Consider the following 18,009-nt stretch of genomic DNA (forward strand, 5'->3'; position numbering starts at 1 on the left):
CAAGAATGGAAAAACAGTCATGGATGGAGCTATTGCCGATTGATCGTTATAAAGTAAGTGCGAAAGGGCTACTGCACAATTACGACCGAAAAGTGTTAACGATGTTGTATCAGCCGTTAATAGGTAGTAGAGCTTTTAGCTTATACATGACACTATGGGGAGAGCTAGAGCAAGATCGTGTATTTGGAAAAGAGAATACGCATCATTCCCTTATGGTGACTATGCAAATGCAACTTCCTGAAATATATGAGGAACGAGTAAAGTTAGAGGCAATTGGGCTATTGAAGGTTTATATTAAGAAAGAAAAAGATATTCGAATGTTCATATATGAGTTGCAACCACCTTTATCTCCGAAGCAGTTTTTTGATGATATTGTTTTAAGTATCTTTTTATATAATCGATTGAGCCGGACAAAATATAATCAAGTAAAGCAATATTTCTTAGAAGAAGAATTTGATTTTGCTTCTTATGAAAATGTTACGCGTTCTTTCAATGATGTGTTTGGTTCGTTTAATCCAGGACAGCTTGAGCATGCGCAAGAAGACCTTCGTATTCCAAAAACGACAACTATGCCAAGTAACGAGAAGGGAGACGCTCCGAAAGTTTGGAATGATTTCTTTGATTTCTCTTTATTTGTAGATGGATTGTCCGCTCTTGTTCCTAAAAAGGCGATTACAGATCAAGTGAGAGACTGCGTTATAACACTTGCTTACGTGTATGGTGTAGATGTGTTATCGATGCAAAATATCGTTCTTGGTGCAGTGACAGAGATGCAAACAATTGATATGGAAAGGCTTAGAAAAGGAGCGCGCGATTGGTATCAATTTGAAAATGGTCAAGCATTACCGGTATTAAGTGAAAGAGTACAGCCTCATGCTGCACGTACGATGAAAGAGAAAGAGCCTTCATCGCAAGAGGAGATGTTAATAAAGCAGCTAGAGGAAATCTCGCCAAAACAACTATTGAAAGAGATTTCTGGTGGTGCAGAGGCAACGAAAGCGGACTTGCAGATCGTTGAAGATGTCATGATTAATCAAAAATTGACACCAGGAGTTGTGAATGTACTTATTTATTACGTTATGCTACGCTCAGATATGAAACTTGCGAAAACGTATGTCGAGAAGATTGCTGGGCATTGGGCACGTAAAAAGGTCGGTACAGTAGCGGACGCGATGGCGTTAGCGAAAGAAGAGAACCGTCAATATCAAGAGTGGGCTGAGACGAAGAAAAAAGGCCGTACGGCGAAGAAAACGGTGCGGAAAGAAATGGTGCCAGATTGGCTTAAGGAAGAAGAGCCGAAAGAACAAGAGAAAGAAACAGAGAAGAAAGATATAAGTGTAGAAAAAGATGCAAGTACGCTAGAAGATGAAAGAAAACGACTAGAAGAAGTGTTAAAAAAATATAAGCGTGATTAATAGAAGAGAATGAACGCTCTTTGAGGTGAGAAAATGGAGCATATTCAAAATTCATTTGCAAAATTAATGGAAAATGAAAACTTTAAAAATAGATATGAAGTACTAAAGGCAGAAGTAATGGCGCATCCGCGTGTGAAAGAATTTATAGACGAACATAAGGGTGAAGTAACGACTTCTATGATTGAGCGCAGTCTTGTGAAGTTATATGAATATATTGGACAAAGTGTAGGTTGCGTGGATTGTCCGGATTTAGGTTCATGTAAAAATATGCTACAAGGTTATGAGCCAAAGCTTGTTATTCAAGGGAAGATGATTGATATTCAATACGATCGCTGCGTTAGAAAAGTAGCACATGACGAGAGAAAGAAATATGAAAAACTCGTTCAAAGTGTATATATGCCAACGGATATTTTGCAGGCAACTATGGAAAACTTAGACCCTTCTGATTTAAATGCACGTATCGATGCAATTGGTGCAGCGAATGAATTTTTAAGTACATATGAACCAGGTAAAAAAGCACAAGGTTTATATTTGTACGGTAAATTTGGTGTAGGAAAAACTTACCTTTTAGGAGCAATAGCGAACGAGCTTGCTCGAAAGAAAATAAGTTCGATGCTCGTATACTTCCCGGAATTTTTACGTGAAATTAAAAGTTCAATTCAAGATAATTCGATTGGTGAAAAGATTGATGCGGTTAAACGCGTACAAGTTTTAATGTTAGACGATATCGGGGCAGAAGCGATGTCAAGCTTTGTGCGTGACGATGTGCTTGGTGCAATCTTGCAATTCCGTATGTTAGAAAACTTACCGACGTTCTTTACGTCTAATTTTGATTTTAAACAACTGGAACACCATTTAACGTATACGCAGCGTGGTGAGGCTGAAGAAATGAAGGCAGCACGTATTATGGAGCGAATTAAATATTTAGCGAAACCAATTCCAATTGGTGGGAAAAACCGTCGTCATAAGTAAAAGAGCAAGCTGAGAAGCTTGCTCTTTTGTATTATAGTGATATTTTCTTTTCAAATATGAGGTCGAAATATTCAGGTTGTCCAGAACTGCCAATCGTAGGGGCAACAATCTGTACGAACCTCCAGCCATCTCTAGCATGTTCTTGAATAATTTCTTGGTAGTCTTCAGCTGGTTTTGAGCGAGTGAACCCCCAATGTAATTCGACTTTTACGAATTTATATTCAAACATTCAGATACCCCCTTTTATTGATAAGTAAAGTATACAATAAAAATTCATAGTAGCTTGTATCATTTTTTTCTCCCTCCCTTAATATATATAAAATTAGCAAGCCATATTGAGTGGATTTTCTAACAATAGGAAATGTGATTCTACTAAGAGTGAACTTCACGCGGGACGGACTCTTATAGGATTTGTAACGTATAGATACAGTCCTTTAGAGCGGGGATAAAAGGGGGGACAAAAGTGATTGAAATTTGCTTCGAAGAAAAAAATGATGCTATGCACGTATATAGACAATTGCTGAAAAGAGCGGAAGTATTATATAAGGAAACGAGTGTGTATTTACAGGAACAAAAAGTGGTGATTCACATACCAGTACGTGAATCGAATTATATTGAAAAGATCTTATTGCCAGTAATGGTGTATTTCATTGTGAATGTGAAACAAAATGAGTGGATTTATACGATTTTAAAAGAAAAGTTTTTTTATGAAGAACAAGAAGAGTGTCATCAAATATTGCACATGGCACATGAGATTTTAAAGGGAAGAAGAAAAGGTGTAGCTCAGGATTTAACGCGTAACGCATTTGAGTCATATATTAAGTCTTCTTTAAACAATTGGCTTTGTGATCCGCTCTCATTCTCGTTTTCATCATATATCCGTTTTCGTCTTCGTACATATAGGGAAATGGTGGCTAAACTTGCGGAAGTGGCAATTGATGAATATAAGATGGAGCAAGAATACCAAATGTTCATTGAGACGCTTCGGCAACAAGTAAGCAGCCGTAAATCACGTTTGTCTTGTGTGCATCTTATTTTTGATGAAAGCTTTATCTTTTATGATGATAAAGGTAGACGTTTAAAACAGGAGAAGTTGGTCCAATATATAGATGAGGAATTGTTAAAGCAAAATGATGTATATATTGATACGAAAGTAATTGCGCCGCTTCTTTCTATTTCGCCCAAAAAGATTTATTTATATACGAAAGAACAAGACCATAATATGATTATTACTTTGCGAAATGTGTTCCAAGAACGGGTCCAATTACATGGATTACATGATTTTGAGCGCAATGTGAAAAATTTAAAAAATAAAGGTAACGCCCTTGATTTTCTAAGTTTTTGAGCATATAATTACCTACATAAATGAAATATATTGAAATGTCATGATGAGGACATGAGTAGTTTTCTACGATTTTCAGAGAGGGAAGCCTTAGGGTGTGAGCTTCCTAGTACGGGATTATTACTTACCACCTCTAAACTTTAGCAGTGAACGGTTTTTCTAGTAATTGCTAACGGACAACACCGTTATGTTGAACTTGAGCAATTAACAATTATGTTAATTGGAACAAGGGTGGAACCACGAATTCAACACTCGTCCCTTTTTACGGGATGAGTGTTTTTTATTTTGAGAAAAAGAGGAGTGACCAGTGATGGCAGATGTAGTTAAAATTACTTTCCCTGATGGAGCTGTGAAGGAGTTTCCAAAAGGCGTAACAACTGAAGAAATCGCAGCTTCTATTAGCCCAGGCTTAAAGAAAAAAGCTGTAGCTGGAAAATTAAATGATGAGATGATCGATCTTGTTACACCAATCGAAGAAGATGGTGCAGTTTCTATCATTACATTAGATTCTGAAGATGGCCTATATATTTTACGCCATTCAACAGCCCACCTTTTAGCACAAGCGTTAAAACGTTTATATAAAGATGTTAAGGTTGAGCTTGGCATTGGTCCAGTAATTGAAAATGGCTTCTACTACGATATTGATATGGAAGAAGCAATTACAGTTGAAGACTTCAAGAAAATCGAAAAAGAAATGCAAAAAATCGTGAACGAGAACTTAGAAATCGTTCGTCATGAAGTGCCACGTGCAGAAGCAATTCGTCGCTTTGAAGAAATCGGCGATGAGTTAAAATTAGATTTAATTAACGATCTTCCAGAAGATGCAGTTATTTCAATCTATGAGCAAGGCGAATTCTTCGACCTTTGTCGTGGTGTTCACCTTCCATCTACAGGAAAAATTAAAGTGTTTAAATTATTAAGCGTTGCAGGTGCTTACTGGCGCGGCGATAGCAATAATAAAATGCTACAACGTATTTACGGTACTGCATTCGTTAAGAAAGCAGAATTAGATGAGCACTTACGTATGCTTGAAGAAGCGAAAGAGCGCGATCACCGTAAATTAGGTAAAGAATTAAAACTATTTACTAATAGCCAAAAAGTAGGACAAGGTTTACCACTTTGGTTACCAAAAGGTGCAACAATCCGCCGCATTATCGAGCGTTACATCGTTGATAAAGAAGCAAGCTTAGGCTATGATCACGTATATACTCCAGTACTAGGAAGCAGAGAGCTTTATGAAACTTCTGGTCACTGGAACCACTACCGTGATGGCATGTTCCCATCAATGGAAATGGATAACGAAGAATTAGTTCTTCGTCCAATGAACTGTCCTCATCATATGATGGTTTATAAAAATGATATTCACAGCTACCGTGAATTACCAATCCGTATTGCAGAACTTGGAACAATGCACCGTTATGAAATGTCAGGTGCGTTATCTGGATTGCAACGTGTACGCGGAATGACTTTAAACGATGCGCACATTTTCGTTCGTCCAGATCAAATTAAAGAAGAGTTAAAACGTGTTGTAAACTTAACTCTAGAAGTGTACAAAGATTTCGGTTTAGAGAACTACTCATTCCGTCTATCTTACCGCGACCCAGCAGATACTAAAAAGTATTATGCGGATGATGAGATGTGGGAAAAAGCACAAGGTATGTTAAAAGAAGCTATGGATGAAATGGGTCTTGATTACTATGAAGCTGAAGGTGAAGCGGCATTCTACGGTCCAAAACTTGATGTTCAAGTTCGTACTGCTCTTGGAAAAGACGAAACACTTTCAACTGTACAATTAGACTTCTTACTTCCAGAACGCTTTGAATTATCATACGTTGGTGAAGACGGTAAACAACATCGTCCAGTTGTAATTCACCGTGGTGTTGTATCAACTATGGAACGTTTTGTAGCCTTCTTAATTGAAGAATACAAAGGTGCATTCCCAACATGGTTAGCTCCAGTTCAAGTACAAGTAATTCCAGTTTCTCCGCAAGTACATTTAGACTATGCGAAGAAAGTACAAGACGAATTGCGTCGTGCTGGTATCCGTGTTGAATTAGACACTCGTGAAGAGAAGATCGGTTACAAAATCCGTGAAGCACAAATGCAAAAAATTCCGTACATGCTTGTAGTAGGTGACAATGAAGTAACTGAAAACGGCGTAAACGTACGTAAATATGGTGAACAAAAATCAGAAACAATCGCATTAGATGCTTTTGTTGACATGATTAAAGTAGAAGGAAAACGATAAGAAAAAGCCGCGGTATACCGCGGCTTTTTTATGTAATATACTTGAGAAAAATTAGAAAAAATAACCATGTAACACTTATCATAAAAAAGTATTGCAAGTATGTTAGTTGTTTGTTACAATGTTTCTTGTTGTTAGTAAAACACATCGCGTCTTCTTGACAGACGTCATGTCCTATGATAAACTCATCAAGGATAATAGAATATTGTTTTGTGGAACAAGTAGAAGCACCCGCTTCTCACCTGATGGACGCATTCGCAGTTAACAGGTAAATGTATTTCTTACTTAAGATTTTACAAGTGTGGGTGTCGTATGCCCGCACTTTTTTTGTTCGGGTTCTATGACTACAAAATATGTTCTGAGAAAACCTTGGAGGTGGCTTACTATTAGCAAGGATATGATGATTAACGAGCAAATTCGTGCACGTGAAGTACGTTTAGTTGGCGCAAATGGCGATCAACTTGGAATCAAGTCTCGTAATGACGCTTTAGACTTAGCTGCAAATCTTAATCTTGATTTAGTATTAGTTGCTCCAAATGCGAAACCGCCAGTATGCCGCATTATGGACTACGGTAAATTCCGCTTTGAGCAACAGAAGAAAGAAAAAGAGCAGCGCAAAAATCAAAAAGTAATTAGCATGAAAGAAGTTCGTTTAAGTCCAACAATTGATGAACACGACTTTAACACAAAACTTCGTAATGCTATCAAGTTTTTAGAGAAAGGCGACAAGGTTAAAGCGTCAATTCGCTTTAAAGGACGTGCCATTACTCATAAAGAAATCGGTCAACGTGTTTTAGATCGCTTCTCAGAAGCTTGTGCTGAAGTTAGTACAGTTGAATCTAAGCCTAAAATGGAAGGACGCAGTATGTTCTTAGTTTTAGCACCGAAAAACGATAAGTAATAGATAGAGGAGGAAATACCTATGCCTAAACAAAAAACTCATCGCGGCGCTGCAAAGCGTTTCAAAAAGACTGGATCAGGTAAACTGAAACGTTCTCACGCTTACACAAGCCATTTATTCGCTAACAAATCTACAAAAGCTAAACGTAAACTACGTAAAGCTGGTGTAGTAAGCGCTGGTGACTTCAAACGCATTCGTCAAATGCTTGACAACTTAAAATAAGTTCGGCTGATATATAGAACAATTAGGAGGTAATATTATGCCAAGAGTAAAAGGTGGTACAGTTACTCGTCAACGTCGTAAAAAAGTAATTAAATTAGCAAAAGGTTACTACGGTTCAAAAAATACATTATTCAAGGTTGCTAACCAACAGGTTATGAAATCTCTAATGTATGCATTCCGTGACCGCCGTCAAAAGAAACGTGACTTCCGTAAATTATGGATTACACGTATCAACGCAGCAGCTCGTATGAATGGTCTTTCTTACAGCCGCTTAATGCACGGTCTTAAAAATGCTGGCATCGAAGTTAACCGCAAGATGCTTGCTGACTTAGCTGTTCATGACGAAAAAGCTTTCGCTGAATTAGCAACAGTTGCAAAAAACAACATTAACTAATTAATTAGTTGAAACCTTAGAAGAATTTTCTTCTAAGGTTTTTTTATTTGTATTCAAATAGAAGTTAGAAGTGAAAGAAATTCTAAAGATTAACGGCTATGTCGTTATCAATATGACAAAATCAATATAAAAGTTATAGCAGTATAGAAGAATATGCATATGAAGTCAGGAGAATACTCCTGGCTTTTTTCAATTCTGCTCGTTTGGAAAGAAGAGTATCTTTCCTAGCCGAAACGACACTGCTATAATGGAAAGATGATATGGAACTTTCATCAGATGAACAATTTAAGAGTGATGACTGAAACGTATTTGTAAATTAAGGACAAGCTATTTTATAAAGAGGTAGATAGCTGACTTATTCATAAGAACTGAAACATAATAATGAACTTTGAGATGAAACAACATTGTTGCGTAAAATGCGATGTTGGAGGAGGACAATAGAATGGACTTACTACAACTATTTAAATTACAAAAAGAATTAGATGACCGTATTGCAAAAGAACATGACTTACAACCGAAAAAATTGTTAAAAGAAAAAATGTTAGCTCTTCTTGTAGAAATTGGAGAACTTGCAAATGAAACACGTTGTTTTAAATATTGGAGCAACAAACCAGCTTCGGAACGTGAAGTAATATTAGAAGAATACGTAGATGGTTTGCATTTTATTTTATCAATCGGCATTGATTTAGGTATTGATAAAAACTTCCTATTCTATAAATGTGCACAAACGAATAAAACACAAGTGGAAATTTTCTTAGACACATATGCGAAAGTAATTCGTTTTACAGATCAACCATCTATTACAAACTATATTGAATTATTTACGAGCTACCTTCGACTCGGACAAGCACTTGAATTTGAGCAAGAAGAGATTGAAAAAGCATATTTAGATAAAAATGAAGTAAATCATCAGCGTCAAACACAAGGATACTAATTTAATTTTTGAATATTTCAATTTAATTATTGTATAATGAATTGACTGAAGAAAAAGGAGGGTGTTGGCAATGACAAAATTAGACGCGACATTGACAATGCTAAAAGAATTAACGGATGCACGTGGTATTGCTGGTAACGAACGTGAACCACGTGAAGTAATGAAGAAATATATCGAGCCGTTTGCGGACGGACTTTCTACTGATAATTTAGGGAGTTTAGTTGCGAAAAAAGTAGGGGAAGAAAACGGCCCGAAAATTATGGTTGCAGGTCATTTAGATGAAGTTGGATTTATGATTACACAAATCGATGACAAAGGTTTCCTTCGCTTCCAAACGGTTGGTGGCTGGTGGTCACAAGTTATGCTTGCGCAACGCGTGACGATTGTAACGCGTAAAGGAGATGTAACAGGTGTAATTGGTTCAAAACCACCGCACATCTTACCTCCAGAAGCTCGTAAAAAGCCAGTTGAAATTAAAGACATGTTCATCGATATCGGTGCTTCTAGCCAAGAAGAAGCGATGGAGTGGGGCGTACGACCAGGAGATCAAGTTGTACCTTACTTTGAATTCCAAGTGATGAAGAATGAAAAAATGTTACTTGCAAAAGCATGGGATAACCGAATCGGTTGTGCAATTGCAATTGACGTATTAAAACAATTAAAAGATGAAAAGCATCCAAACGTTGTATACGGCGTTGGAACTGTACAAGAAGAAGTCGGTCTTCGTGGCGCAAAAACATCTGCGAATTATATTAAACCAGATATCGCGTTCGCAGTAGATGTTGGTATCGCTGGAGATACACCGGGTGTAACGTCAAAAGAAGCGCAAAGTAAAATGGGCGATGGACCACAAATCATTTTATATGATGCTTCTGTTATTGGACATACAGGTTTACGTGATTTCGTAGTTGATGTTGCTGATGAATTACAAATCCCGTATCAATATGATTCAGTAGCGGGCGGAGGAACGGATGCGGGTGCGATTCACATTGCTGTAAATGGTATTCCTTCTATGGCAATTACAATTGCAACGCGCTATATCCATTCTCATGCGGCAATGTTACACCGTGATGATTATGAAAATGCAGTGAAGTTAATTGTAGAAGTTATTAAACGTCTTGATAAAGAGGCTGTACATAACATTACATTTAATTAATAGAAAAAGCGAAGGAGATTCTCCTTCGCTTTTTTATGTTTTAAAAAGGCCGTTCTAATCCTGCTGCAGTATGAGCGCCTAAAATAATTAAACGAGTTAATTGCATCGCCATAAAATGCGGAGTATATATCATTCCTCTTTTTAACCATGACATAATCATTCCGATGTGAGCCCCTGTAACATAACTAATTAAAATATCACGAGGAACCATAAGATCTTCATCATCTGGTTGTGAAATAGACAAGCTTAATGTTAAATGCACTTGTATTGTTTTCATCATTTTATAAGAGTAGTTTCCGGCAGCTTTATCCCCAAGCATAACGTTATAAAAGTTTACATTTTCTGCGATATGTTCGAATAAAGCCAAAAATGTAGGGTGAGGTGAATCGAATGTAAGTTGAAAATCTTCTTTATTTCTATTTTTCGGTTTAATTACTTCTGCTAGCTTCTCTAACATTTCTTCAATACTTTTGTCTAATAGGTCATATTTATCATGGTAATGGCTATAAAATGTAGCGCGATTTACAGGAGCGCGTTCTGCAATATGTTGAACAGTTACATTTTCAAAGCCTTTTTCGCCTACTAAAGCGACAAAAGCATCCTGAATGAGTTGTCTCGTTCGCTTTACACGTGGATCATTTGTATTTTTAATAGACATTTTTCTTCTCCTCGTTTAATTTTCTATACTTAAACAACATATTGGTATTATATTGTTGTTTAAGCGACATTTCATACGTAAATTGTCGGTTGTAGATTCAAAATAATTATTTATAATTATAAACGATAGTCCTTCAGAAATCAGCACCGCTCGCAGGTAGATAAATTTCGATTTATGCTGCAGATGGTGTGATTTTTTTGTTAAAAGGTTAATATAATTAACAATTAAACAATCTAAACAATAAGGACATAAATAGTTTAGAAAAAAATTATATGCGATATAAGGAGAGGAATGCAATGAATCAGTTTCGAAGAATGGTAATTATCAACATTATCACATTAATTGTACTAGTTGGCGGCGGTATTGGCGGTTATTACTATTACAACCAAACGGAAAATTACTTAAAAACAGACAATGCAAAGATTGATGGAAAGGTAATTCCGGTTGCTTCACCAGTAGCAGGTAAACTAACTGACTGGAAAGCTGAAGTAGGAAAAAATTATAATGAGAACGATAAACTAGGTACTGTTACTGTAGCGGCAGCTAATGGAGAACAAACAGTAGATGTAACAATTCCACAAAATGCAACGGTTGTACAATCAAACGCAACAACAAATGCTTTCGTTGGAGCTGGTAGCCCGATTGCTTACGCATTCGATATGAACAATTTATGGGTAACAGCAAACATTGAAGAAACAGATGTCGATGATGTTCAAAAAGGTCAAGATGTAGATGTGTATGTAGATGCATACCCAGATACAACGTTAACAGGAAAAGTAGAACAAGTTGGCTTAACAACAGCGAATACATTCTCTATGTTGCCATCAAGCAACGCAACAGCGAACTATACGAAAGTAACACAAGTAGTACCAGTTAAAATTTCTTTAGACCATAGCAAATCAGTAAATATTGTTCCTGGCATGAATGTGACAGTTCGTATTCATAAGTAAGGGGGAGATGAGATGTCCTCAATTGTAATTGCAGGATATGCACTATTTTGTATAATCGTCTTCTTCCTTGTAAATCGTCTTTTACGAAAGAAAAAAACGAAAATGGGAGAAGAACAAGTCCCAGCCGTAAGTAAAATAGAAGTAAGTAAAGTTGAAACAGAAGAGAAAGAAATTGAACGAAAGCAAGAATCGGAAATTTCTAATGTAGTTGAGTTAGAAACAGGAAAGCAAGAAGAAGTAAAACAAGAAAAAGAAGTGCCGAAAAAACAAATGTCTACACCTGTAGAGAATGTGAATGTAAAAGCAGTTGTAGCTGTATTAATTCTCGGCATGTTCGTTTCTATTTTAAACCAAACAATCATTAACGTTGCATTACCTCCGTTAATGAATGAATTTAACGTATCAACTTCAACAGCACAATGGTTAATTACAGGCTTCATGCTTGTAAATGGTATTTTAGTACCGATTAGTGCCTTTTTAGTTTCACGATTTACGTATCGTAAATTATTCGTAGCCGCAATGTTATTCTTTACGGTAGGATCTATCATTTGTGCTACTTCAGGAAACTTTACAATGATGATGACAGGCCGTGTAATTCAAGCAGTTGGTGCGGGTATTTTAATGCCGGTTGGTATGAATATCTTCATGACATTATTCCCGCCTCATAAACGCGGAGCAGCGATGGGGTTACTAGGTGTAGCAATGATTTTAGCACCAGCTATCGGACCAACTGTAACAGGTTGGGTGATTGAAAATTATAGCTGGAATGTAATGTTCTATGCGATGTTTATTATCGGTTTAATTATTACGTTCCTATCTTTAAAATTCTTTACACTAGCTCAGCCAGTGTCTAAAACGAAATTAGATATATTCGGTGTGGTTAGTTCAAGTATTGGACTAGGAAGCTTATTGTACGGATTTAGTGAAGCTGGAAATAATAGTTGGACTAGTGCAGAAGTCATTATTTCACTTGTTATCGGTGTAATTGGTTTAGCGTTATTTATTTGGAGAGAGTTAACAACGGACAATAAAATGCTTGATTTACAAGTATTTAAATATCCAGTATTTACTTTTACTTTAGTAATTAACGCAATCGTAACGATGGCACTATTTGGAGGTATGTTATTACTTCCAGTATATCTGCAAAACATTCGTGGCTTTACGCCAATTGAATCTGGTTTACTACTTCTTCCAGGATCATTAATTATGGGAATCATGGGACCAGTAGCGGGTAAATTATTCGATAAATATGGCATTCGTCCATTAGCGATAATTGGATTGGCAATTACGACGTATGCGACATATGAATTTACAAAATTATCGATGGATACACCGTATAGCGTTATTATGACGGATTATATTATACGTTCAATTGGTATGTCATTCATTATGATGCCAATTATGACAGCTGGTATGAACGCACTGCCGATGAAATTAATTTCTCACGGTACAGCAACGCAAAATACGTCAAGACAAGTAGCTGGTTCAATCGGAACAGCGATTTTAATCACACTTATGACGCAACAAACAACTGCTCACGTAGCAGATTACGGCAATATGTTAACAACATCCAACCCAATTTTAGTTGATAAAGTACACGGCATGGGCCAAAGCTTAGCGGCCTTAGCTGGATCGGCTCAAGCAGGAGATGCGATGAGCACACAACTATTATATGGACAAATTTCAAAGCTATCTGCAATTAACGGTATTAACGATGCCTTCTTAATCGCAACGATACTAGCAGGTATCGCTTGGGTGTTATCGTTCTTCTTACAATCAGGCAATAAACCAAATAGAAAAGCAGGGAATTAAATTCCCTGCTTTTTTGTGCTCTTTATGCAGTTAAATATAAAAGCTGGTAACCAGCTACGGAGCAGAGCCCTGTTATAAACAAAATTGTTCCCATAGCACGAATACTTGATATTTGTCTGCCGCTTATAATAGCTAATAGTCCAGCTAAAGAGAACAGGCACCAATATAAAGTTCCCGAAATTGGAACCACCTCCTCTAAATCTATTCCAGAACCTATACAAACGATAGGAACAACGATAAGCGATATGCTAATTAAACCAGCTATAATAGTAAATGATTTACGACATTTCATACCAGCAATAATTAAAAAAATGCCGACGATGAATTCGCATAACATTAAAGTAAAAGCTAAAATCATCCAAATTAATATTCCGAACATTTCTGTATTACCTCCGATTTGTGGGTTTCGAAAAAAGTTATATATAGAATCAATCACCTACAGACATGAGTACCCAGAAGATAACCCCTAATATTCCAATGGTAAAAATAATGAATCCCATATTACGTATACTTTTAATTTTTGCTTGTAATCCACTCAATCCTGCTGATAATCCAGTTAAAGAAAACAGTACCCAATATAAAGTAGTCGAAATAGGGAGGATTGTATTGCTCTCCACTCCCATGCCCCAAAAAACAAAAGGTAGTGTGACAAAGGAAAAGCTAAGTAGCCCCATTAAACCAGCAAATAATTTACGATGTTTCATGCTAGTAACAATTAAAAAAATACCACCGAAAAATCCACATAAGACAAGAAATGGCATATAAACAACCCAAAGTAAGCTAAACATATATAATCTCCTTCTATGTAATGAGTTATATTTTACTACATGAGGTTTATTTTGGATATTATTAATTAATATATATAAATTTATTGAAAAGGGTAATAACGATACGGATTATTAAAAACGTAACTGTAGAAGGGTTTGAAGTAATGATAAAAGAGTAAAGAGAGGTATCATCATGACACCTCTCTTTATCCTAAGAATGCTAACATATTATTCATAATATGAAATAACATAGCTGGAATAATGGACTTTGTTTTTTTACATAAAATCGCCATTAATAATCCCATAAAGAAAGTAATGACCATTACCCCAAGTGAGTATGTATGAGCGATACCGAAGAAGAAACTTGTTACGATGGCTGCAATCCAAAATGGAAAGCGTTCTGAGAAGAAGCGAAGTATAAAACCACGGAAAATAAGCTCTTCAAAAATAGGTGTGAGTATGGCGAAGCTGAGAAGCAATAATATTTCATATTGCTTAAAGACGTCTAAGCTTAGTGCGGAAGATTGCTGCTTCGTTGCGTCTTGGAACACATAATTTAACAGTATGTAATTGAGTACGATGTTTATAACGAAGAAAAGAAGTAAATATACGTATGTGCGCCATTCTTTCAGTGTTTTAAAGTTAAAAGATTTTAGTAGTAATTTTTTTGCGGGTTCGAATTTAAAAATGAAGAATAACAATACGGCTAGTTGTAATACGGTACTTGCGGTATTGGCAATAGATTCGTACAGGGCAATTTGTTTTTTATTTGTGAGACCAGCTGTATAAATTGTTAAGGGCATTGCGAGGAACACAGTAATAAGTCCGGTTCCGAAAAAAGCGAATACAACGGAGCTAATAAATTGTCCCCATGACATAGAGTATTTCTGTTCATTAGAAAGTTGTGTAGCGGGTTGCATATGTAGAATCACCTCTTTATATTTGTATATTTAATTATAAGGCATTTTGTTTTCAGGAGTAATATTTAAATATTACATATAAAGGTGTATTTTCCACAAAATAATAAAAGAGGTATCACCCTGTAGTGATGCCTCTTTCTCATTGATAACTATGTTCTGTCTTGTTACTCAATTTTGCTTGCTCTATTTGCAATTCACGCTCTACCAATCGATCTAATTGCTGAATTGCTTTAAGTGCTTTTTCATAAGAAATTGTTCGATAATGATGCGCTCCGCCCGGTTCTTCATCTGCTTCATCTGCCCATTTAATAATATTTTGAAGAGATGTTCTTTCAATTTCTTGTTCCACTAAGAAAGAATCTGTATGAAGAAGAATTGCAATAGAAATTTCTTTTGCTAGTTTTGGATGTTCTCCTAATCTAATAAGTAATTTATGTGCTCTTTCAGCGCCTTTAATTGCATGGATATCATTCTTTTTATATAAGTCATAATCCCATTCGCCGCCTGTGTACCACGTATGATGTCCGATATCATGAAGGAAGCCAGCTTTTGTGGCAGCATCGACTGAGGCGTGATGCTTTTTGGCTAGGTGAAACGCATGGTAAGCGACAGCGATCGCGTGGACCATTCCAGAACGGTTTACGTATTTTTGTGTAATGTGGTGTTTAAAAATTTGTTCAAGCGTAATACGGTGCATAAAACATTCACTCCTTTTATCTTATGGTGTATATGAAGAAAAATCGATCGGTTTAAATGTATTTTGAACATTGTACTCCATCATAGTTCGTTAGTAAAGTAGAAATGTTTAGGAGAAGAAAAAAATTTTCCGCAAAAAAATCACCTTAGCTGATGCAAAGGTGATTTTCAAATTGCTTATTTTTTTAATCCTTGCTCTAGTGTTTCTAACATTTCGTGCTTTTCATTTTCATCAGCGTTTTTCCAAATGACTTCAAATAAAACGCCAAGACCTGGAAGCATTTTTTCTTCACCGCTTTGAATTGCATCGACGATTGTTTCTTGTAATTGATCTTGTGAATTTCCAGATACATTCGCTAATACAGCACCGCGTAAATTAAAACTCATTGCTTTCACCTCTTCTTCAGAATTGAAACTGACGTTAGTTTTTGTTCTTTTTTATGTAAATATGTATGAAAAATAGGCTATAATGATAAGACAAGAAGAGAGGGAAATACATATTATGAAAAACATTGATTCAGTACAAAATCCGCGTGTAAAGCAGTGGAAAAAGCTGCAAACGAAAAAAGAACGCGATAAAAAAGGTTTATTTTTTGTAGAAGGATTCCACTTAGTCGAGGAAGCTTTGAAGGCAGGAATTGTAACAGAACTTATCGTTTCAGATCAGACAGACCTTCCGAAAGATTGGACAGTTAATGATGTGGAAATGTATATCGTACCTGAGGCGATTGTCAAAATACTTCGTGAAACAGAAACGACACAAGGTGTATTTGCTGTTTGTGAGAAGCATGAGAAAGAAGTAGCTCTTACTGATGGGAAATTCCTTTTATTAGATGGCCTGCAAGACCCAGGTAATTTAGGAACAATTATTCGTACAGCTGATGCAGCTGGTATTCACGCTGTTGTGCTTGGAGAAGGTTGTGTTGATGTTTACAATAGTAAAGTACTCCGCTCTACACAAGGCTCTATTTTCCACTTACCAATTGTAAAAGGGAACTTAGAAGAATGGGTAGACAAGTTAAAAGAAAACAACGTTCCTGTATATGGAACAGCTCTTGAAAATGGAGTTCCGTATGGTAAAGTAACGCCGGCTGGCAGTTTTGCATTAATTGTAGGAAATGAAGGAAATGGCGTACGCCAAGAAATTCTTGCAAAAACGGATCAAAACTTGTATATTCCGATTTACGGCGGGGCAGAATCATTAAATGTTGCGGTTGCAGCAGGGATTTTAACGTATTATTTGCAAAGCCCGGTTGCGAACAAATAAAAAACTTCTTATAATAAGTTGAAGTACATTATATTAAAAGTTAAATAACGAAAAACGTTGATAGAGAAGAGTAACTTACAAAATCGCCATATAGGGAGAGAGTGCCGTAGACTGAAAGCATTCTTATGGTAGACGGAAGTGAATTCACCTCTGGAGTTGACGCCAGGACCATGTATATGTAAAGGCGTTCCGGTCAGAATTGATCGTTATAATTAATGAGTGGGCAGACTTGTTCTGTCAATTTAGGGTGGTACCGCGAATTTACCTCGTCCCTTTTTGGGAGCGAGGTTTTTTTATTTTTAAAATTAGGAGGGTTCCAAAATGGAAGCACGTTTAAAAGAGCTAAAGCAAAAAGCGTTAGAGCTTATTGAAGAAGCGAAAGAGCTAAAGGGCTTAAACGACGTACGCGTAGCGTATTTAGGAAAAAAAGGCCCAATTACAGAAGTATTACGCGGCATGGGAAAATTGTCAGCAGAAGAGCGTCCACGTATGGGAGCATTAGTAAATGAAGTGCGTGAAGCGATTCAAACGCGTTTAGATGACAAAATTAGTAACTTAGAAAAAGCAGTAATCGAAGCGAAATTAGCTACTGAAACAATCGATGTTACACTGCCAGGTCGTCCTGTTGAAACAGGTTGTCACCATCCGTTAACAGCTGTTGTTGAGCAAATTGAAGATGTATTCATCGGTATGGGTTATGAAGTAGCTGAAGGAACAGAAGTAGAAAAAGACTACTACAACTTCGAAGCACTAAACTTACCGAAAGATCACCCAGCGCGTGATATGCAAGATACATTCTACATTACAGAAGAAACGTTACTACGTACACATACATCTTCTGTGCAAGCACGTACGATGGAAAATAATAAAGAAAAAGGCCCAATCAAAATTATTTGTCCTGGTAAAGTGTATCGCCGTGATGACGACGATGCGACGCATTCACATCAGTTCATGCAAATTGAAGGTCTTGTAATTGATAAAAACATTCGTATGAGTGACTTAAAAGGTACACTGCAAGTATTCGTGAAAAAGATGTTCGGTGAAGATCGTGAAATCCGTCTTCGTCCAAGTTTCTTCCCATTCACAGAGCCATCTGTAGAGATGGATATTTCTTGTATGATGTGTCATGGCAAAGGTTGCGGCACTTGTAAAGGAACTGGCTGGATTGAAATTCTAGGCGCAGGTATGGTTCACCCGAACGTACTTGAAATGGCTGGTTATGATTCAAAAGAATATCAAGGTTTCGCATTCGGTATGGGCGCAGAGCGTATCGCAATGTTGAAATACGGAGTAGATGACATTCGTCATTTCTATACAAATGATGTACGTTTCTTACAACAATTCAAACGAGCGTAAGG

The 18,009-nt window shown here is 36.7% G+C and carries 20 protein-coding genes and 3 other annotated features; of the genes, 13 read left to right on the forward strand and 7 right to left on the reverse strand.

Annotation, left to right across the window (positions count from 1 at the left end):
- Positions 1-5: 5 nt before the first annotated feature.
- Both ACTFRH_RS25260 and dnaI read left to right on the forward strand, forming a co-directional pair.
- On the forward strand, positions 6-1,415 hold the full coding sequence (locus ACTFRH_RS25260; protein WP_000415026.1) for a replication initiation and membrane attachment family protein: 1,410 nt from the start codon (positions 6-8) through the stop codon (positions 1,413-1,415).
- A gap of 33 nt (positions 1,416-1,448) precedes the next feature.
- On the forward strand, positions 1,449-2,387 hold the full coding sequence (dnaI, locus tag ACTFRH_RS25265) for a primosomal protein DnaI (protein ID WP_000400104.1): 939 nt from the start codon (positions 1,449-1,451) through the stop codon (positions 2,385-2,387).
- 31 nt (positions 2,388-2,418) lie between these two features.
- On the opposite strand, the gene ACTFRH_RS25270 is transcribed toward dnaI, so the two are convergent.
- Positions 2,419-2,616: a DUF4177 domain-containing protein gene (locus tag ACTFRH_RS25270; RefSeq protein ID WP_000464457.1), complete on the reverse strand. Its 198-nt coding sequence runs from the start codon at positions 2,614-2,616 to the stop codon at positions 2,419-2,421.
- Positions 2,617-2,850: 234 nt separating this feature from the next.
- On the opposite strand from ACTFRH_RS25270, the gene ytxC reads away from it, so the two are divergent.
- The 7 genes from ytxC to ACTFRH_RS25305 all read left to right on the forward strand — a co-directional run bounded on the left by ytxC (position 2,851) and on the right by ACTFRH_RS25305 (position 9,581).
- Entirely contained in the window at positions 2,851-3,732 is an 882-nt protein-coding gene (gene ytxC / locus ACTFRH_RS25275) for a putative sporulation protein YtxC (protein WP_000569629.1), read from the forward strand.
- Positions 3,733-3,763: 31 nt separating this feature from the next.
- Positions 3,764-3,992: a binding site (T-box leader), on the forward strand.
- 47 nt (positions 3,993-4,039) lie between these two features.
- The gene (gene thrS, locus ACTFRH_RS25280; protein ID WP_000786083.1) at positions 4,040-5,977 is read left to right on the forward strand and encodes a threonine--tRNA ligase; all 1,938 of its coding nucleotides are present in this window, start codon (positions 4,040-4,042) and stop codon (positions 5,975-5,977) included.
- Between the two features lie 210 nt (positions 5,978-6,187).
- Positions 6,188-6,308 (forward strand) — a sequence feature (ribosomal protein L20 leader region).
- Between the two features lie 63 nt (positions 6,309-6,371).
- Entirely contained in the window at positions 6,372-6,875 is a 504-nt protein-coding gene (gene infC, locus ACTFRH_RS25285) for a translation initiation factor IF-3 (protein ID WP_000973215.1), read from the forward strand.
- Positions 6,876-6,896: 21 nt separating this feature from the next.
- Positions 6,897-7,097 (forward strand): 50S ribosomal protein L35, encoded by a 201-nt coding sequence (rpmI, locus tag ACTFRH_RS25290; protein ID WP_001125945.1) that lies wholly within the window; start codon positions 6,897-6,899, stop codon positions 7,095-7,097.
- Positions 7,098-7,134: 37 nt separating this feature from the next.
- Complete coding sequence (rplT, locus tag ACTFRH_RS25295) at positions 7,135-7,491, forward strand: 50S ribosomal protein L20 (RefSeq protein ID WP_001138362.1); 357 nt, start codon at positions 7,135-7,137, stop codon at positions 7,489-7,491.
- 442 nt (positions 7,492-7,933) lie between these two features.
- A complete protein-coding gene (locus ACTFRH_RS25300) occupies positions 7,934-8,425 on the forward strand; it encodes a dUTP diphosphatase (protein WP_000365050.1) in 492 nt (163 codons plus the stop codon).
- 70 nt (positions 8,426-8,495) lie between these two features.
- Complete coding sequence (locus ACTFRH_RS25305) at positions 8,496-9,581, forward strand: M42 family metallopeptidase (protein WP_440048823.1); 1,086 nt, start codon at positions 8,496-8,498, stop codon at positions 9,579-9,581.
- A gap of 40 nt (positions 9,582-9,621) precedes the next feature.
- On the opposite strand, the gene ACTFRH_RS25310 is transcribed toward ACTFRH_RS25305, so the two are convergent.
- A complete protein-coding gene (locus ACTFRH_RS25310) occupies positions 9,622-10,239 on the reverse strand; it encodes a TetR/AcrR family transcriptional regulator (protein WP_000023661.1) in 618 nt (205 codons plus the stop codon).
- Positions 10,240-10,535: 296 nt separating this feature from the next.
- On the opposite strand from ACTFRH_RS25310, the gene ACTFRH_RS25315 reads away from it, so the two are divergent.
- Positions 10,536-11,189 (forward strand): HlyD family secretion protein, encoded by a 654-nt coding sequence (locus tag ACTFRH_RS25315; protein ID WP_001071419.1) that lies wholly within the window; start codon positions 10,536-10,538, stop codon positions 11,187-11,189.
- Positions 11,190-11,201: 12 nt separating this feature from the next.
- Positions 11,202-13,001, forward strand: coding sequence for a DHA2 family efflux MFS transporter permease subunit (locus ACTFRH_RS25320; RefSeq protein ID WP_000095299.1), 1,800 nt, complete (start codon positions 11,202-11,204; stop codon positions 12,999-13,001).
- Between the two features lie 22 nt (positions 13,002-13,023).
- On the opposite strand, the gene ACTFRH_RS25325 is transcribed toward ACTFRH_RS25320, so the two are convergent.
- The 5 genes from ACTFRH_RS25325 to sspI form a co-directional block, all read right to left on the reverse strand.
- Positions 13,024-13,380: a hypothetical protein gene (locus ACTFRH_RS25325; RefSeq protein ID WP_003302962.1), complete on the reverse strand. Its 357-nt coding sequence runs from the start codon at positions 13,378-13,380 to the stop codon at positions 13,024-13,026.
- A gap of 49 nt (positions 13,381-13,429) precedes the next feature.
- Positions 13,430-13,789, reverse strand: a complete 360-nt coding sequence (locus ACTFRH_RS25330; RefSeq protein ID WP_000492094.1) for a hypothetical protein — start codon at positions 13,787-13,789, stop codon at positions 13,430-13,432.
- Between the two features lie 185 nt (positions 13,790-13,974).
- Positions 13,975-14,688, reverse strand: a complete 714-nt coding sequence (locus ACTFRH_RS25335; RefSeq protein ID WP_001182125.1) for a CPBP family intramembrane glutamic endopeptidase — start codon at positions 14,686-14,688, stop codon at positions 13,975-13,977.
- 139 nt (positions 14,689-14,827) lie between these two features.
- On the reverse strand, positions 14,828-15,385 hold the full coding sequence (locus tag ACTFRH_RS25340; protein WP_000554787.1) for an HD domain-containing protein: 558 nt from the start codon (positions 15,383-15,385) through the stop codon (positions 14,828-14,830).
- 176 nt (positions 15,386-15,561) lie between these two features.
- Positions 15,562-15,771 carry a small acid-soluble spore protein SspI gene (gene sspI / locus ACTFRH_RS25345; RefSeq protein WP_000009509.1) on the reverse strand — a complete coding sequence of 70 codons (210 nt, stop codon included), beginning with the start codon at positions 15,769-15,771 and terminating at the stop codon, positions 15,562-15,564.
- Positions 15,772-15,853: 82 nt separating this feature from the next.
- Between sspI and ACTFRH_RS25350 the strand changes: the two genes are divergently transcribed.
- Both ACTFRH_RS25350 and pheS read left to right on the forward strand, forming a co-directional pair.
- Complete coding sequence (locus ACTFRH_RS25350; RefSeq protein WP_003302967.1) at positions 15,854-16,651, forward strand: TrmH family RNA methyltransferase; 798 nt, start codon at positions 15,854-15,856, stop codon at positions 16,649-16,651.
- Between the two features lie 48 nt (positions 16,652-16,699).
- Positions 16,700-16,928, forward strand: a binding site (T-box leader).
- A 44-nt stretch (positions 16,929-16,972) separates the two neighbouring features.
- On the forward strand, positions 16,973-18,007 hold the full coding sequence (pheS, locus tag ACTFRH_RS25355; RefSeq protein WP_000388219.1) for a phenylalanine--tRNA ligase subunit alpha: 1,035 nt from the start codon (positions 16,973-16,975) through the stop codon (positions 18,005-18,007).
- Positions 18,008-18,009: the final 2 nt, after the last annotated feature.

The organism is Bacillus cereus group sp. MYBK216-1 (assembly GCF_051916495.1).
Classification (GTDB): Bacteria; Bacillota; Bacilli; order Bacillales; family Bacillaceae_G; genus Bacillus_A; species Bacillus_A thuringiensis_K.

Excerpts from the sequence above, each read along its gene's own strand:
- ACTFRH_RS25260 (WP_000415026.1), top strand. The coding sequence starts at position 6 with ATGGAAAAACAGTCATGGATGGAGCTATTGCCGATTGATCGTTATAAA.
- dnaI (WP_000400104.1), top strand. The coding sequence starts at position 1,449 with ATGGAGCATATTCAAAATTCATTTGCAAAATTAATGGAAAATGAAAAC.
- ACTFRH_RS25270 (WP_000464457.1), bottom strand. The coding sequence starts at position 2,616 with ATGTTTGAATATAAATTCGTAAAAGTCGAATTACATTGGGGGTTCACT.
- thrS (WP_000786083.1), top strand. The coding sequence starts at position 4,040 with ATGGCAGATGTAGTTAAAATTACTTTCCCTGATGGAGCTGTGAAGGAG.
- infC (WP_000973215.1), top strand. The coding sequence starts at position 6,372 with ATGATGATTAACGAGCAAATTCGTGCACGTGAAGTACGTTTAGTTGGC.
- rpmI (WP_001125945.1), top strand. The coding sequence starts at position 6,897 with ATGCCTAAACAAAAAACTCATCGCGGCGCTGCAAAGCGTTTCAAAAAG.
- rplT (WP_001138362.1), top strand. The coding sequence starts at position 7,135 with ATGCCAAGAGTAAAAGGTGGTACAGTTACTCGTCAACGTCGTAAAAAA.
- ACTFRH_RS25300 (WP_000365050.1), top strand. The coding sequence starts at position 7,934 with ATGGACTTACTACAACTATTTAAATTACAAAAAGAATTAGATGACCGT.
- ACTFRH_RS25305 (WP_440048823.1), top strand. The coding sequence starts at position 8,496 with ATGACAAAATTAGACGCGACATTGACAATGCTAAAAGAATTAACGGAT.
- ACTFRH_RS25310 (WP_000023661.1), bottom strand. The coding sequence starts at position 10,239 with ATGTCTATTAAAAATACAAATGATCCACGTGTAAAGCGAACGAGACAA.
- ACTFRH_RS25315 (WP_001071419.1), top strand. The coding sequence starts at position 10,536 with ATGAATCAGTTTCGAAGAATGGTAATTATCAACATTATCACATTAATT.
- ACTFRH_RS25320 (WP_000095299.1), top strand. The coding sequence starts at position 11,202 with ATGTCCTCAATTGTAATTGCAGGATATGCACTATTTTGTATAATCGTC.
- ACTFRH_RS25325 (WP_003302962.1), bottom strand. The coding sequence starts at position 13,380 with ATGTTCGGAATATTAATTTGGATGATTTTAGCTTTTACTTTAATGTTA.
- ACTFRH_RS25330 (WP_000492094.1), bottom strand. The coding sequence starts at position 13,789 with ATGTTTAGCTTACTTTGGGTTGTTTATATGCCATTTCTTGTCTTATGT.
- ACTFRH_RS25335 (WP_001182125.1), bottom strand. The coding sequence starts at position 14,688 with ATGCAACCCGCTACACAACTTTCTAATGAACAGAAATACTCTATGTCA.
- ACTFRH_RS25340 (WP_000554787.1), bottom strand. The coding sequence starts at position 15,385 with ATGCACCGTATTACGCTTGAACAAATTTTTAAACACCACATTACACAA.
- sspI (WP_000009509.1), bottom strand. The coding sequence starts at position 15,771 with ATGAGTTTTAATTTACGCGGTGCTGTATTAGCGAATGTATCTGGAAAT.
- ACTFRH_RS25350 (WP_003302967.1), top strand. The coding sequence starts at position 15,854 with ATGATAAGACAAGAAGAGAGGGAAATACATATTATGAAAAACATTGAT.
- pheS (WP_000388219.1), top strand. The coding sequence starts at position 16,973 with ATGGAAGCACGTTTAAAAGAGCTAAAGCAAAAAGCGTTAGAGCTTATT.